Genomic DNA, 17601 nt, shown 5'->3' on the forward strand with positions numbered 1-17601 from the left:
ATTAGCATTGCTAAAAAGTATTCTAGTCGAACCTATCATAATCGTTTTCTCCAGCAAAAGGGGTAAGCCCCATCTCCCTATTTACAGCGATGCTGATTTACGCTTAAAAACAACATCCAATATAGTCAGCTTAATTGGGCGTAAATAGTATAGATTTAACACGCTGTGTTTATTTTATACCGCCTAATATTCGTGCAACCAAGTGTTCATGAAAATAAAAATCAGTTACTACAGCTACTCCATACAAAAATTGACAGCGCTGCCATCGCTAGGTAATCTAAACGTCAATATTACATATTATAAACCATAAGTTGGCAGGCAAGCATGGACCCTAAAGTGGCTAAAATAATTATAGTTGGCGGTGGTAGTGCAGGTTGGATGGCTGCAAATAGCTTATTAAGTCAATTAAATAAAAACCTTGATATTACGCTAGTTGAATCAGAAACTATCGGTACAATTGGCGTTGGTGAAGGCTCTACACCCTACTTAAAGGAATACTTCAGAGCATTAGATATTCCTGAATCAGAGTGGATGCCAGCGTGTAATGCAACGTATAAAGCAGGTATAAATTTTGTTAATTGGTCTACAGTAAAAGGTTATGAAAACTATTTTCACCCTTTCTTTTCTCAATTTGATCTAAAACCCGCTAAATTCTTCTTTAATAATTGTAATAAACGAAGATTACAACATAATGCAAATGCACACCCTAACCATTATTTTGTTGCTGCGCATTTAGCATCATTAAATTACTCACCAATTGTTAAAGAAAAAGTGCCTTTCGATGTTGATTATGGTTATCATTTTGATTCTGTAAAGCTAGGCTTATTCCTAAAAAGAAAAGCACAAGAAAAAAATATTAACCACATAATTTCAAATATAACTGAAGTTAATAAAAAAGATAACGGTGATATTTCATCAATCACAACAGACTGCGGCAAGCAGATTACTGGCGATTTTTTTATTGACTGCTCTGGATTTGCTGCACTGCTAGTTAATAAAACCCAAAATCGCCATTTTGTCAGTTATGCTGATACGTTACTCAATGATTCAGCAGTTGCTATTCAAACCCCTCTTAATAGCGATGAATATGCTCCCCCACTAACAATTTCAAAAGCTTTAAAGTATGGCTGGTCATGGCAAATCCCATTAGCTAACCGTTGGGGGAATGGCTACGTATATAGTAGTCAATTTATAACGCCTGAAGATGCTGAAGCTGAATTAAGAGAAGAACTAGGCTTAACTGATACTACTATTAAAGCAAAGCACCTTAAAATGAGAGTTGGAAGGTTAGATGAGCATTGGCGTGGGAATTGTTTAGCCGTTGGTCTTTCACAAGGTTTTATTGAACCTTTAGAAGCAACTGCATTAATGCTAATACAATTAACGATCGAAAAATTCATCCAAGTTAACAGCCAGAATACGACTCCTAGTATTGAAAATATTAATACCTTTAATACTGAAATAAATACGACTTTTGACGGTGTACGAGATTATATTTTAGCTCACTATAAGTTAAACACCCGTTCAGACACACCATATTGGCGCCATTGCAGAGAAAATATAAATGAAACACCGAGCTTAGCCACAATACTTAACGCCTGGGATAGTGAGCTAAATTTTGAAGACACACTAGCAAAAAATAAATCCCAATTAGTTTACTTAAAGCCTTCATGGTATTGTATTTTAGCTGGTATGGGGCGATTTCCTGAGGTAACAAAAGCTGATTATGAAAGTAATGCCCAAAACGCTAGTGAGTATTGTAAATCTATAGTCGAATTATATTTTTTAAAAAACAAAGAACAGCTAAATACTCTTTATAACAAATAAGTTAATTATTCATATCGTTGCAGCTCGTAGATTAAAGCTCTCGAGCTGCTGTTCTAGCAAAATGTTATTGTTCTATGTTTAGCATTTTTATTTAGCTACCCTAGGCCTGAAACCCGTCTTAATTGCTCAGCATGAGTATAGAACTGAGCTTCTAATTTTAGATTCTCTTTTAGATCCGATTCTGGTAATTCATCACTTATTTGATCAAAGCTTTTAAAATAACCCAAACCAGCAAGCATACAGTACCACGATGTTTTTTGATAAGGATTTGCTTTTAAGTTTTCTCTCAGAACTTGATTAAAATCACGTCCATCATACCAACCTTTCAATATTTCACTGAGTTCATTAGATATAATCTGATTTTCTCTTACATCTATCCAATATTGTGTATCTGTTCGACTATTAAGCTTATAATGGCCCTGTAGATAATCTCGTGTACCATCTATCAATTGGTTGATGCTGGTATTAAAAGCAGGCATATAGTGATCACTAAAATTACTAGCCTCCAAGCAAGCGATAAAACTTTCGCAAGTCTGCTGGATAATATTAAGCATTGGTGCCTCTAACGGCTCTAAAAAACCTTGTGATAACCCTAACGCTAAGCAATTTTTTTTCCAATGATTTGAAATTCTTCCTGGGGTCCATTTTAAGTGAAGACTTTTTACTTTATCGTCTTTACTGATTCCTAAATGTTGCTTTAATTCTGCTTCAGCCTGCTCAGGTGTAATATATTTTGAACTATACACATAGCCATTTCCAAAGCGATTCATCAATGGTATTTTCCAGGCCCAGCCATACTTTAGAGCGGCTGAAACCGTCTCTGAAGGGATTTCCTGCATATCCTCTAATGGCGTCTGAATAGCAACAGCACTATCATTTGGTAGGTAGCATTCGTAGGATATTAGTTTCTCCCCAAGTGCACCTTGAATTAACATGCCTCGAAAACCTGAGCAATCAATAAATATATCTGCATTGATAACACCTGAATCAACAGTCGTTACACTTTCAATATTACCCGCGGGGTTAAGATTTATACTTGTTACTTTGTCTTTTATATGCGCGACACCTATCGCAACCGCATTCTTTGCTAAAAAGCGCCCTAACAATTCAGCATCAAAATGATATCCATAGTCTAGTTTATTTTTTTTGTCTTGTTTTAATATGGGAGAAAGTGAATTTTTAATTAACTTTGAAGTAACGAAATAATGATCTGGATGTGCTTGAGCTTGTTGAGAACGGCGTCTGATGTCCGCTTGCTCAAAAAAAATTGGAACATCGGGGCTATCTACCGTTGAATAGAATGGGTGAATATAGCTATCAAAACCGGTATGTGTAGACCAACCAGGAAAGCTAATTCCACACTTATATGTAGCATTAGCCTCTTTCATCCACTGCGATTCTGGTATTCCTAACTTTTCAAAGAAATCCTTGAGAAAAGGGGTTGAACCTTCCCCTACTCCGACAGTTCCTATTACATCAGATTCAATAAGCGACACTTTGATCCCCTTACTTTTCCACTGATGAGCAAATAAATTCGCTGCCATCCAACCGGCGGTCCCACCACCCACAATTAAAATATGATTTGGAGCTGCATTCATCGTATTTCCAACTATGACAATTATCTATTTAGAAAGTAAAAAGCCAGTCACTAAGGACTGGCTATATTTAATATACTAAAACTTATTAAAAGTTAAAGGTTGCACCAACATAATAGCGGCGGCCATTAGAGATTTGAGTACCACCTAAGCGTGCACCATCGGTAGAACGCTCGTAGTAATTCTCAATAATTTCATTGGTTAAGTTCAATGCTTCAAACTTAACAGAAATCTCTTCTGTAATGTTATAACTGAATTGAGCATCCACTTGAGATTGTTCATCGCGGAAGTTATTACCAATTTCAGCTTGAGATAAGAAATACTCACTACGGTAGTTGTAGTTAATTCGAGTGCTCCATGAATCTGTCTCATAAAATGCACCTAAGTTATATGAATTTTTAGAGGCATTAGGTAAACGTACAGAACGCTCACTTGAAGTAGCACCAATAACATTACCATCAGCATCATTAACAGGTACTGCTTCTGATACTTTAGCATCTTGAACATCTGTGTAAGTATAGTTTACATATGCACCAAAGCCATTACCAAAGTCATGTTGAAGTTGAAGCTCTAAACCCTCAATACCAGTACTACCACCATTAACAGGTGTGCTTAGCTGGTTGATTTGTACACCTGCAATTTCTTTAGCAATGGTTGTAGTATATATAAAGTTACTGATGTCCTTTTTAAAGCCTGTGATGCTGAATAAAGAAGCATCGTCAAAATACCACTCAGCACCAATCTCATAATTCGCAGACGTTAGCGGTGCTAGGCTAGGATTACCAGCTGAACCCGAGCTTGTCTCTGGTGTTAAATTAACGGCAGGGGCAACTTGGAAAGGCGCTGGACGAGTTAAACCACGGCTAGCGGCAACACGAATAATAATATCATCACTTACATCATATGCAGCATTAAGGCTTGGTAGCCACTCACTGTAACTGCTATCAAATGAAACATTACCACCGGTATTGATGTCATTACCTGAAGAAGTTACATCTGTTGTTACATAACGTAAACCGAAGTTACCGCGAATACCTTCAACATTGAACTTAGCCATTGCATATAACGCTGTAATTTCTTCATCAACTACAAAAGAAGATGCTGAATCACGTACGTTTGTATTACGACACATAGTAATACTTGTCTCTGTACATTCGGCAACGTTATATAAAGCTGAGTACATTAAGTCACGGTCAGGTGTGAAATAAGTTTGTGAAGGTGAGTTAGTGTTACTATGGCTAATAGTTTGCATACCGCCAGTCCAATAATCACTTGCAGGACCTAAACTGTCAGCGCCAATAGGTGCTAAACCTTGAAGATCTGTTTTCCAACGATTTTGTTCCATTGAACGGTCACGGTACTTACCACCAAATTTCAATTCAGAAATAGGGCCGAAATCCACATACCAACTGTAGTCTAACTGTAGATAGCTTTCTTTATCTGTTGTCTCATTGTACTGATCAAAGATACCACCCAACCAAAATTGGTCGCCTGGGTTTTGTAACCATGGGCTTGCTGTAGTAAAATCATTTGCAGGAGCTGTTCCACCTGGATTAGTGAAATTAAATGCCGCTTCAGGATCCGCAGCATCTACCCAGAATTCAGTAAAGAAATCACGGTTATCACCCTTACCTTCTGTTTTACCAATTTGCCAATGAAGCTTACCAGTTTCCATTGTGTAGTTACCTTCAAAGTCGATAACCTCTGTAGACATTTCACTTCCGTCACGATAAATATTATCGTAAGCCATATGACGAGCCCAACCTGGACGGTTTGGTAAACCTGTTACTGCTAATGATTCAACAATGTTGTTATTTGAAGTACCAGCATTAGTATCTTCACCTAAAAAGGCAACTCCACGGAAACCAATACCAATTAGGTTTGAGTTTACATTATCAGCTTTCATTTTTGAGCTGAAATAGTGAAGTGTCATGTCTAAATCGCTGGTTGGGGCCCACTGTGCAGTGATATCATAACCTAAACGTTCACGCTCTTGCTCAAACACTGCAGAACCCATACCCCATGGTAAAGCTCCTTTCTCTGTCGCGCCTTTAGGAGCTTCTAAAGCACCTTCGATGCGTCCAACAGAAGGACCAAACCAACCAAAATCTTCATTTGTTTCACGGCGAACGGTACGCTTTTGTAATGATGCAGCTACTAAAACACCAAATGTTTCAGAGTCATTTTTCCAGCTATAAAGACCTGACACGCCAGGATCCCATTCTTCGCCTAGGTCACCATACTGCATTTCTACAGAACCGCTAATTGTATTAGCGTCTAAATCAAGTGGTTTGCGAGTACGCATGATAACAGTACCACCCAATGCGCCTTCATCTATATCTGCTTGTGCCGATTTATATACTTCAAGGCCTCCGATCATTTCAGAAGCAAGTAATTCAAAATTGAAGTTACGTGTAGCATTAGAAAGTACAAACCATTGAGATGTACCTACTGCTTGACCATTCAATAGCGTTAAATTTTGGTCAGGCTGAACACCGCGAATAGTTACACCTTGGCCTTCACCAAATGTACGATCGATAGTAACACCTGGAATACGCGCAAGTGTTTCAGCAACATTTTTATCAGGGAATTTGCCAATATCTTCAGCTGTAATTGCATCAACAACACCGTCTGCAAAACGTTTTGTGTTCATCGATGCTTCTAATGAGCGGCGAATACCACGTACTTCAATTACTTCTAAATCTTCTTGAACTTTAGTTTCTTCAGCTGCGAATGCAGCACCAGTGAATCCGGCACTCATAATAAGGCCGATATTTACTGCTAATAAGCTTCTTTTTAAATTTTTAGCTAACACAGGATTCCCCTTGAATCATTTTGTTGGTTTTTTATTTATCACTTCTGCCCAGTGATGATGACAGCGTTGTCATCTAGTAACAAACCATACACTCTAAATTACAATTGTGCTACATCTTTTTGGTGAGTTTTTGAAAAAAAAGCAACCTAAAAAACATAACCAATTGAAAATAAATAAATTTAAAATAGAGTATTTATGATTTGTTACATTTTAACGTGACAAATATACCATGATTAAGTTCAAAAAGAGAAAATATATGGAGTGATTTAAGGTAATAAACAAGGAAAAACTGACTAAAGTGTAAAAAAAACGTTCCATTTTGATGTGCTTTCACACACAAAATGAAACATCAACTAACTAGTTGGAAGAGTGTAACTGTGTCTTTCATTCAAAAAGTCCACTGCTTCATGGTTATATGATAAATAGTTAGATTAGGGCAAATAAAATAACTCAAGGGGCGCAAATAATTATCATTACCAATGACAGCGTTGTCATTTTTAAATTATAGGTTCCTATTCGACTTATGTCTACCTTTATTTCCACAAAAAATACAACCTTTTGTTGGTCCTTTTCTGCAATTGTCTTTTCGTTATACTCAAGAGGCTTATAGGCGTTAACATAACGATACTTTATCCAATTTAAGGACACTTAACTGGTTGAATCTAAATAAAACCTCAGCATTAAAGCTGTTAATTACAGCTCAGTGGGTATGGCTACTTGATATTTACTAATTGGACAGTTGTTCGGCTGTTGTTAAAGCTTTACAGGAGGAACGTGCTTATCGGGCGTTAGCAGGACGTGGGAGCTTTGCTCGGCTTTTACTTAGTCGACTCGATTACAAACCTCGCGACGCGATCCCCCGTGAATTGAACGAGCTTTAATCCGCAAGGGTCAACACGCCCTAATAAAGAATAAAAGACCTACGAGAACAGTTATCCATTGCTGTTAATCTAAGCAGTTAATCTAAATAACCCAGAAACGCTCTGGATTTTCTGCAAAAACTCTAACGCTAAAATAGAAAAGCAGACCTGCTGGTCTGCTTTTTAATAATTAATCTAGCTCAGGCTAATATACCCAAGCCACCTCAAGATGCAAAATTCAACGTTTCATTGGGGATTAATGTCAAGGCGCTACTTTGCAACAATGGCAATCCCTTTTAAGAAGTAACAACGATGAGAGTAAGTCCCTGTAAAACGCCCAACGGGTTGGTTTAAAAGCGATTTATACTGCGTCACTTTTATAAGGGATTGATTTTAACAATAGCGCCACTATTACTTGCAATCAATGCCTTGCCTAAATCGCTTTTAATTCCAACTGAAACTCGCACCTTGCGGTGGCTTGGGTAATACAGCAAGTTAAGGGGCCCAATAAACTTCTATATTAATTGTAGGGTGATTTAAAATAGCGCGAAGTGGCATATCATTAACATCACCACCTGCTTTCGCGGCTTTATACACTGCTAGTTTCTCTTCGCCACTAATCAATAGTTTAACAACTTTCGATTGTGCAATTGCTGATAACGTTAAAGTCATGCGCTGTGTAATATCACCTGTCACATCACTTTTTATGGCATTAATTGCACACACTAATTGTGGAGTTTCCAGGCCATTTTGCAAACCATCTGCATGTGGAAACAATGACGCGGTGTGGCCATCCGGCCCCATTCCTAAAATAGTTACATCAAATGGGCGTTTCAGTTGTTGGTATGCCGCTTCACATTTTGCGATGCCCTGCTCAGCAGTTACTGCACTATTTTTCATAGTCACGAAGTTAGCTGCTGCCCCATGGTTTTGTAATAAAGTGCTTTTTATAAACACTTCATTGCTTTTGTCATGTTCTGTATCAACCCAACGCTCATCAACCATAGCAACATCAATATTTTTCCAATCTAGTTCTAGGTTTGATAAGTGCTTATAAGCAGGAGCAGGTGATGAGCCCCCTGATACCATAAGCACAGCACGTCCATCAGCCTCAATTCCGCTGATCAAACTTTGTTCAAGCGTTGCTGAGAGCTCTGCTGTTAATGCATCTTTTGAATCAAAAAATTTCTCTACAATAGTCGCCATTACTTACGCCTTATCGCCAGTGTTAAACCAAACATGATTTTTTTCAGCTAATAATTCATCAGCATCATCAGGCCCCCAACTACCTGCACGGTATAATGATGGATTCCCTTTTTCTTGCCAACGCTCAACAATAGGATCAATCCACTTCCAGGCTTGACGAACTTCATCACGGTGAATGAATAGCGATGGGTTATTGGCTGCAGCATCAAGCATTAAACGTTTGTACGCATCAGAATGAAAACCATTACTATAAGCTTGTGAAAGCTCAATGTTCATCGTTACCGGCTCTAATTGCATCTCTAAGTTATCAAGACGTTTCGACATCAAAGTTAGCTGAATAGTCTCTTCTGGCTGCAAGCGAATAACCAATCGATTAGGTTCAATTTTGCCAACATTATCACCGTATACATTGTGTGATACTTTTTTATATTCAACCACAATCTCGGCACAACGCTTTGCCATACGTTTACCTGTACGCAGGTAAAATGGCACACCAGCCCAACGCCAATTATCAATATGCGCACGAATGGCAACGAAAGTTTCTGTTTTACTTGAACCTTCATTTAGCTCTTCTAAGTAACCTGGGACAATTTTTCCATCCAAGTCACCTGGGACATATTGGCCACGAACAATATTGTCATCTACATCCGTAGACATCAGTGGTCGTAATGACTCTAATACTTTTAGCTTTTCAGTACGGATACTATTCGCATTAAGTTTATTTGGTGACTCCATAGCCACTAAGCATAGTAATTGTAATAAGTGATTTTGCACCATATCACGCAAAGCGCCGGCTTTATCATAAAACCCTGCACGGCTTTCAAGGCCAACGGTCTCTGATAAGCTAATTTGGATATTATCAATTGATTTAGCATCCCACATATTTTCAAATAATGAATTTGAAAAACGCAGTGCCATTAAGTTTTGTACTGTTTCTTTACCGAGATAATGATCGATGCGGAAAATTTGATCTTCTTTAAAAAATTCAGCAATTTTTGCGTTGATCTCTTCTGCTGAATTACCGCAATATCCGATTGGCTTTTCAACAACTACACGAGACGTCTCAGTGATCAGACCTTTACTTGATAGTATTTCACAGCAGCTACCATACACAGCAGGTGGAAGTGATAGATAAAATACACGTGATTTACTTACATCGTGCTCATCTAGTATCGCTTTTAACTTATCCCAGTCATCATCCGCTTCTGTAACGTTTGTTACGACTGGTACTAAGCACGCTGAAAATGCTTTCCAGTCTTTAGCATTAAACTCGCCTTTGCTCAAAAATTCTTTTAGCGCTTCGTGCGCTGTCTCTATATATTCTGCACGTTTACTTTCTTCACGAACGGTCGGTAAAATACGCGAACCTTGTGGTAAGTTGCCTTCTTGATATGCGCGATACATTGCAGGTAGTAATTTGCGCAATGCAAGATCACCGCCGCCCCCAAAAATTACAATATCAAAAGGATTTAGCATAATTGACTCTCTACGTTTGCTATGCCCTGTTGTCGACTGCTCATTTAACAGTTCAGGCATACATTCTGTTGTTTAGGTGATGTCAGCTTTTAGCATCATATTCGAGAAAAAGCCTGTTGAATTCGCTTGTTATTATAGCTGTTATAAAATGAGTCTTAGGGGCTCTGTATATCCTCTCACAAATATACAGGCCCTAAGAACTCCAGCGCTACCCGTTCAAAGGTATTTGGTTGCACAGTTGTAAACTGTGCGAATTTTCTACTGCGTTCGATGTTGCTTGTAATACGCCATTAAGCCATTTGTCGAACTATCATGTGGATGATTAATATGATCATCAAGTAACTCGGCTTCAATTTTTGAGGCTAGGCCTTTACCGAGTTCAACACCCCATTGATCAAAAGAACAAACATTTAATATGATGCCTTGGCAAAAAATCTTATGCTCGTATAAGGCTATCAATCGGCCAACCGCTTTAGCATCTACTTTATCTAATAACATCGATGTCGATGGACGATTACCTTGATGTATCTTGTGGTTTAATAACTGTGCTATTTCGGCTTCTGATTTACCTTTTGCGGTTAAATCTGAATGCACTTGTTGTGCATCAACACCCATCATCAACGCTTCTGTTTGAGCGAAGAAGTTAGATAATAATATATCATGGTGCTCGCCAACACTTACTTGAGGCTCTACAGATGCAATAAAATCAGCTGGGACAACGACGTTACCTTGATGCAAACATTGATAAAAAGCATGTTGGCCATTTATCCCTGTCATACCCCATATAATTGGCACAGTCGTGTATGCAACTTTGTTACCTTCAAAATTTACATGTTTACCATTACTTTCCATTTCACCTTGCTGCAAATATGCAGGCAACATATGTAACGCCTGATCATAAGGTAATATAGCCTGCGACTCATAGCCTAAAAAGCTGGTATTCCATACGCTCAGTAACGCCATGAGTAAGGGGATATTTTCTTCGAATGCTGCGCTCTGAAAGTGTTCATCAATTTCAAACGCACCTTCTAGTATTGCTTCAAATGCATCAAAGCCTAAATATAACGCAATGGGTAATCCTATCGCACTCCATAATGAAAAGCGACCGCCTACCCAATCCCACATAGTGAATACGTTTTCATTGGCAATACCAAATGCAGCGGTTTTCTCTAAATTTGTGCTTACTGCGACAAAATGCTTGGCTATTGCTTGTTTATCATTGGCTGAATCTAAAAACCATTCAACGGCCGTTTTGGCGTTGGTCATCGTTTCTGATGTTGTAAATGTTTTAGATGAGATTACAAACAATGTGGTTTCTGGATCGATGTTTTTAAGCACTGAAGCAATTTGTACACCATCAACATTTGAAATGTAATGTACTTTTAAGGTGTCATCAGCGTAGCTTTTTAAGGCTTCAGTAGCCATTTGAGGCCCAAGGTTTGAACCACCTACGCCAATACTCACTACATCTTTAACTGTTTTGCCTGTATAACCCAACCACTGTCCGTTGCGAACTTTTTCAACGAACAACTTAATTTTATGTAATTCAGCATTGACAACTGAACTGACATTTTCATCATCTATAATTAATGATGATTCTGCACGATTGCGCAGTGCCGTATGAAGGACTGCACGACCTTCGGTAATATTGATTTTTTCACCGCTGAACATTTTTTCGCGCCAGCGAGTAATGTCGCACTCTTTTGCAAGTGTAATAAGCTGTTCAAAAACATTGTTATCAACTTGTTGTTTTGAATAATCAAACAAAACTCCTGGGATTTGAGTTGAAAATTGCTCGAACCGTGTGCTGTCTTTAGCAAATAAATCTTTAAGATGTGTTTCTTTCATCTTATTTGCACTTAACTTTAATGCTTGCCAACTAGCTAACTGTGAACGACAACTCATATTTAACATCCCCTTAAACTTGCAACAATCTGATTTATAACTATCTTTATATAGAAAGACTAGAATGATAGTGTATTAACCTACAAAGTAAGTTAACGATAAGTTAAAATGACAACGCTGTCAATATTCTACTTTTAAATTTTACAATCGAGATAATAACGTACTTTTACTCTTTTGACACCGGTATCATATAATTTATCTCAATTATTTTACTGCTCTTTTCTACTAACTTTAGATACACTAACTGGTTCTGATGAAGAATTGATGACGCATACTAGTATAAATACGCGATCTGCTTTCTTCTCGCGTTCATGACAACATTAAAACAACAACCTAATAAGCAACTGTATGAAAGTAACTATAAATGATGTAGCAAAACTCGCGGGGGTTTCAATGAAAACCGTATCACGAGTAATTAATAAAGAACCTTCTGTTCGTAAAAAAACCTTCGATATAGTCATGGATGCTGTCAAAGAACTTAATTATCAGCCTAACCTAGCAGCAAGAAACCTAGCGGGTACTTCGTCGTTTACTGTCGGGTTAGTTTATGACAATCCTAATGCTTACTATGTAATTGATATGCAAAATGGTGTACTTTCACGTTGTAAAGAAGAAGGGTATGAATTAGTTATCCATCCATGCAGCTACACAGATTCTCAAATGGAAGAAGAGTTTATTACGATGATCAAACGTTCTCGTTTGGCAGGGCTCGTACTTACACCACCGCTTTCTGAGCATAGTAAAATTACCAATTTATTAGATGAATTAAAAATTCATTATGTGCGCGTTCTTTCAGGTCGCCCTACAGATGATGATCAAGATACCTGTATCTATGTAAACGATTATAAAGCAGCTTATGAAATTACCACACATCTTCTAAAGCATGGCCATACAAACATCGGTTTTATCTGTGGTGATAAAGAACATAAGTCAACCAGTGAACGCCTTGAAGGCTATAAAGCAGCACTCGTCGATTTTGATACGCCGCTCAATGCTGCTTTTTTATATGACGGAAAATATTCTTTTGAATCTGGGGTCGAGGGTGCTAAAGCATTACTTAAAGACAATAATGAATTAGCAATTACTGCTATCTTAGGCGGCAATGATGAAGTGGCCGCTGGCGCGCTCTTTGCTTCTCGTCTAATGGGGATTCAAATCCCGGAGCAACTATCTATCACAGGATTTGAGGATTCGCCATTCTCACGTCAAACTTGGCCAAAGCTCACCACTGCGCATCAAGCAAATGATGTTATTTCGCAGCACGCAGCGCGTTTATTGTTTACTAAAACGCGTGGCGCACGTAATCAAGATAAAGAAATTATTACCTCATTTACACCGTCAATCGTGATCCGTGAAAGCTCTGGACCAAAACAATAAACCTTCACTACTATAATTAAGACGCTTTTAAGCGTCTTAATTATTAACACTTTGCTATTTTATAGCAATGCCATCCCACCGCTGAGATTATAAACATCCGTAAAACCAAGCTGAGATAAGTTAGTGGCGGCTTGCTTTGAACGATTACCGCTGCGACACAGTAAGATATATTTACCTCGTGGGTTTAATTGCCCGTCAACTAACGCGTTTGCCATCCTGCTTAGCGGTATATTCATCACTCGCGCAGGCTTGATTGAAAACAATTGAGGAATATTATTTGCACCATGTTCGTACGGTTCACGAGTATCAATTAAGGTTACATCATTTGTAGCTAACATGTCTTTTGCTTGTGCCGCATTTAGTTCATACGCAGTGCTATGTTGCAAACTATCAGCATACCCACACAAGGTTGCAAATTTCGATAAGTTAGATTCATCGCTGTGACTTTTTTTACTAGCAAACTCAGCATCACTTAATTCATTAACTAACAATGCATGCAATAGCGGTGTTTGCTGTTGCTGAACTTGCCAATTAATCGCAAAACATTGTTGATAATCATGACCAGAACACATTACCGTCGCATTATCTAAACGTTGTGATAATTGGCGTAAAGAGTACGCCATTACTAAGGCATCGCCACCATCTATTGCGGTATTACCAAGTCCCGCAGGTAACAGTAAATCACCGCAAAAACAAAAACGTACTTGCTTAGATTGATTACATCGCAATAAATAACTAACACTATCTACACTGTGCCCTGGTGTCGCGACTCGTTCAATTGTGCACTCAGGTAATTCTATGGCAGTTTGATGCACAGGCCACCCTAGCTGATGTTCAGCCTCAAGGCTGAATCTCAGCGCTTGTGCGAGTAAGGTTATTGCACCACTGCGCTCTTGGTGGGCATGGGTATCTAAAATAGCTGCCACCGTTAAATTTTGTGTATGGACTATTTTTTCAAGACGTGGAATAAGCTCAATAATAGGATCAATAATGACCGCTTGCTTGTCTTGGCTAACGTAAAGCCAGCAACACGCTCCTTGATGTCTAAATTGTGTTAGCCCTAATGCACATGCTTCTTGCAACGGGAATGCTGAATCAGAAACCACTAAACAGTTGGCCTCAAGAATCGGTTTTAATGATCGAATTCTCTCACACGCAAGATCAATTTCAGCCGCCGTTGTGGCTGGGCCAAATGATAAGCGAATTGCGTTTTCACTGCGCCAATCACTTACCCCCATAGCATCTAACACAAAACTACGATTTGCACCAGAGCTGCACGCGGAGCCACCACTAATACGGATCCCTGCGGCATCAAATAAATCCATAATTTCTTTACTCGTGAGCTCGTCAATGGAAAAGTTTAACGTCGTTGGCACCGACAATTCAAAAGCATGATTAAAGGTTAAGTTACCAAAGGTATCCACCAATGCCTGATGCAGCTGTTTACGATAACTATTTAAAACCTCGATAGATTTAAATGTATTGTCTGCTTTGTCGAGCAATAACGAAAAAAGTTTATTGAGTCCGGCGATCCCAGGTAAGTTTTCTGTACCCGAGCGCATTCCACTTTCTTGTCCGCCACCAGCAATAAAAGGTGTATATGCACTGCCTTGGCGAATGTATAACACGCCAATTCCTTTGGGAGCATACAGTTTATGGCCTGAAAAAGGTGCATAGTCAATCGTTGTATCACTCAGTGCTAAGGCGGTTTTACCTAGAGCTTGGACACAATCGACCATCCAAGCGACTTCTGTATTGTGAGCACGTATCACTGCTTCAATTGCGCTTAAATCTTGATAAACGCCTGTTTCATTGTTAACGGCCATAGTACAAATCATCAGTGCATCACTGGCGTATTGTGCAATAAAATCTAAATCTAAAATCCCCTCACTCGATACCGGGATTGCCAGCAAAGTGGCGTTAATACCCAAAACAGCATTCCAATGCAATAAGGTATTTGGTACCGCTTTATGTTCTGTTGCCCCATACAGTAAAACAGGGTTTTTCTTAGTATGCTGTTTAGCCGCTATTAGGGTAGATACAACGGCCGTTTGAATACCTTCCGTAGCCCCTGACGTAAATAATATATCACCTAGCTGAGCACCTATAACATCACGCGCTTTTTGCCGTGTTTGCTCTAATAAGTGTTTAGCTTGAATACCAGTGATGTGTGAGGATGAGGGGTTACCAAAACAAATTTGCATAGTGTGTGAGACGACTTCTGCTATGCACGGAAGTACCGGCGTCGTTGCGTTTGCATCAAGGTAAATTTGTGACGATGAGTCAGTAGGTAATAATAAGTCAGACATTAAAAACGCACCATATTACTAAAAGATATATCTTATAACCCATTCTACCTAAAATTAATGGGCCGCGTAAGAATCAATTAGTTAGTCAAGTGCGTTTTCTATGCTATTTAAGACTAAAGCTGATTAGTTTTTTCGCTCTCTTGGTCTTCATATTTAGTTGACCATGCATTGAGCAACGCTTTTACCAACGATGCCAATGGAATAGCAAAAAATACGCCCCAAAAACCCCATAACCCACCAAAAAATAATACGGCTACAATAATAAACACCGGATTTAAATCAACAGCCTCAGAGAACAACAATGGCACTAAAACATTACCATCAAGTGCCTGTATGATGCCGTACACAATAAGTATAGTCCAAAAATGGGTTTCTAAACCAAATTGAAATAACGCAACAGCAGCGACAGGAATAGTCACAAGTGCAGCTCCCACAAACGGGATCAACACAGAAAAACCCACCAATACACCTAGTAATGCTGCATAACGTAAATCAAAAATAGTGAATGCAACAAACGATACCGAACCAACTATAAGAATTTCAAATACCTTACCGCGAATATAATTCATGATTTGCTGGTTCATTTCATGCCAAACCTGCAAAATTAAACGGCGCTGTTTGGGGATTAATTTTTCTGCACTTTTAACTAGCTCAAGCTTATCTTTGAGCATAAAAAAGACCAATAGTGGCACCAAGATTAAATAAATAAGCCAAGCAACAACATCTTTTAATGACGTCAGCGAAAAAGAGAGCAGCACTTGCCCAAAATCGATTGCTTTTGCTTCAACACTTGTTACAACTGATTTGACCTGTTCTTCGCTTATTAAACTTGGGTATTGCTGTGGTAAATGAAGCAAAAATGACTTTCCTTGCTCAATCATATGCGGCGTTTCTTGTACCAAGTTACTTGTTTGTTGCCAAAGTACAGGACCAATACCAATGATCAGAGTTAGCATAAGGCCCGTAAATATGAGCATTACAATAACCGTGGCCGTAAAGCGACGTAAGCCAAGTCGTTCTAAATGTGCAGCTGGCCAATCAAGTAAATAGGCAATTACCAATGCCACTAACACCGGAACAATAAATGCGCCAAAAAAATAAAACATCGCCATTAAAGCGATTAATAAAAATAGCAAGGTAACAGAGTGTGGATCTGAGAACTTCCTTTCGTACCACGTTTTTACATATTCAAACACAATTTGGCTCCACGATTAACAACCCATGCTGTTGTTCTAATTTATATTGATAATTATTTTTCTGTAAAAACCGTTCAATATCTTGAATCGGTTGTTGTTCCAATATTCTAAATTCAATAGTTTGCTGAGCTAATAATGCCTGCCGTAACCCTAATTTAAACTGAATAAATTGCTGCGGGCATTTAAATACACGTAAATCCTGCTTTAACATAGTGAATAATTATACCTGCTGAAATAAACAATTAGTCCCATAACTTAAGTAACCACACGCCTTATACCATAGCTGACAATAACAAAAGTAACTTTTCCTTAAAACAAACATCACAATGGTTTATCCTTATAGCATAGTTTGTAGTAAGGATAGGTTAATGCCTGGCACGCATAATAAAGCGCAACTACCCAGTAATCCAACTCTCAAAGAGATTAACTGGTATAAAAAACAAATAAACTGGGGAGAGCTTCCCCCTTTTTATCATCTTGTGGCATCCTCGGTGAGTGAGGCGGAAGGTATTCTTGAACACGGCTTTGACAATGCGGTGAAAAGGTTAATTGATAAACGTAATTGGAATATCGATTTACTCGATGGCCATGAGGACTCTGTTGGCGAAATTCACTGCGACAAAAAACCTCGAATTGCATTACATCAAGTATTCACAGATCGTGGTTTTGAATTATGGGCATTACCCTATGCTAAAGATGTGACCATTGATCAATATGTCAAAGACAATCGTTTTATGGAATTTAATGTATGGGATCCCCATTCAATGAAAAACCTGATCCGCATTAACCAGTTACATAAATTTATTGGTTTTTATTTTGAGCGTGGTGACAAAGCCGATAAAGCCGTCATCCTTCATGCGCATAAGGTAGTCCATAAAATTATTAATTTTTTACAACGAGAATTGAACGTAGTAAAGCTTGATGGAGTCACAATAAAAGAGTTATACCAATTATGCGAAAAAGACAGTCGCGCATGCAGTGATGAAATTGATATTGCTAAACTCATGCTCGGTGAAAATCTTAACAAGGAATAAA

At 38.5% G+C, this 17601-nt stretch carries 11 protein-coding genes; 3 read left to right on the plus strand and 8 right to left on the minus strand.

Annotation, left to right across the window (positions count from 1 at the left end):
• Positions 1-336 precede the first annotated feature (336 nt).
• Complete coding sequence (locus HJP15_RS08100) at positions 337-1827, plus strand: tryptophan halogenase family protein (RefSeq protein WP_212760652.1); 1491 nt, start codon at positions 337-339, stop codon at positions 1825-1827.
• A 95-nt stretch (positions 1828-1922) separates the two neighbouring features.
• Here HJP15_RS08100 and HJP15_RS08105 read toward each other — a convergent pair whose 3' ends face one another.
• The 5 genes from HJP15_RS08105 to pgi form a co-directional block, all read right to left on the minus strand.
• Complete coding sequence (locus HJP15_RS08105) at positions 1923-3425, minus strand: tryptophan halogenase family protein (RefSeq protein ID WP_170173461.1); 1503 nt, start codon at positions 3423-3425, stop codon at positions 1923-1925.
• Positions 3426-3510: 85 nt separating this feature from the next.
• On the minus strand, positions 3511-6237 hold the full coding sequence (locus tag HJP15_RS08110; protein WP_349304613.1) for a TonB-dependent receptor: 2727 nt from the start codon (positions 6235-6237) through the stop codon (positions 3511-3513).
• Between the two features lie 1355 nt (positions 6238-7592).
• Positions 7593-8303: a 6-phosphogluconolactonase gene (gene pgl / locus HJP15_RS08115; protein ID WP_054205469.1), complete on the minus strand. Its 711-nt coding sequence runs from the start codon at positions 8301-8303 to the stop codon at positions 7593-7595.
• A gap of 3 nt (positions 8304-8306) precedes the next feature.
• Complete coding sequence (gene zwf / locus HJP15_RS08120) at positions 8307-9779, minus strand: glucose-6-phosphate dehydrogenase (RefSeq protein ID WP_054205529.1); 1473 nt, start codon at positions 9777-9779, stop codon at positions 8307-8309.
• A gap of 258 nt (positions 9780-10037) precedes the next feature.
• Positions 10038-11684 carry a glucose-6-phosphate isomerase gene (gene pgi / locus HJP15_RS08125; RefSeq protein WP_170173462.1) on the minus strand — a complete coding sequence of 549 codons (1647 nt, stop codon included), beginning with the start codon at positions 11682-11684 and terminating at the stop codon, positions 10038-10040.
• 348 nt (positions 11685-12032) lie between these two features.
• Between pgi and HJP15_RS08130 the strand changes: the two genes are divergently transcribed.
• Positions 12033-13061 carry a LacI family DNA-binding transcriptional regulator gene (locus tag HJP15_RS08130; protein WP_054205471.1) on the plus strand — a complete coding sequence of 343 codons (1029 nt, stop codon included), beginning with the start codon at positions 12033-12035 and terminating at the stop codon, positions 13059-13061.
• A 59-nt stretch (positions 13062-13120) separates the two neighbouring features.
• Here HJP15_RS08130 and HJP15_RS08135 read toward each other — a convergent pair whose 3' ends face one another.
• The 3 genes from HJP15_RS08135 to HJP15_RS08145 form a co-directional block, all read right to left on the minus strand.
• The gene (locus HJP15_RS08135) at positions 13121-15370 is read right to left on the minus strand and encodes an aminotransferase class V-fold PLP-dependent enzyme (RefSeq protein WP_054205472.1); all 2250 of its coding nucleotides are present in this window, start codon (positions 15368-15370) and stop codon (positions 13121-13123) included.
• A gap of 113 nt (positions 15371-15483) precedes the next feature.
• Positions 15484-16566, minus strand: a complete 1083-nt coding sequence (locus HJP15_RS08140) for an AI-2E family transporter (RefSeq protein ID WP_054205473.1) — start codon at positions 16564-16566, stop codon at positions 15484-15486.
• Positions 16559-16777: a hypothetical protein gene (locus HJP15_RS08145; RefSeq protein ID WP_054205474.1), complete on the minus strand. Its 219-nt coding sequence runs from the start codon at positions 16775-16777 to the stop codon at positions 16559-16561. The genes HJP15_RS08140 and HJP15_RS08145 overlap by 8 nt, the downstream gene beginning before the upstream one ends.
• A 157-nt stretch (positions 16778-16934) precedes the next feature.
• Here HJP15_RS08145 and HJP15_RS08150 point away from each other — a divergent pair, with 157 nt between their 5' ends.
• A complete protein-coding gene (locus tag HJP15_RS08150) occupies positions 16935-17600 on the plus strand; it encodes a hypothetical protein (RefSeq protein WP_064435781.1) in 666 nt (221 codons plus the stop codon).
• Position 17601 lies beyond the last annotated feature (1 nt).

The organism is Pseudoalteromonas sp. NEC-BIFX-2020_002, assembly GCF_013002825.1.
Taxonomy (GTDB): domain Bacteria; phylum Pseudomonadota; class Gammaproteobacteria; order Enterobacterales; family Alteromonadaceae; genus Pseudoalteromonas; species Pseudoalteromonas neustonica.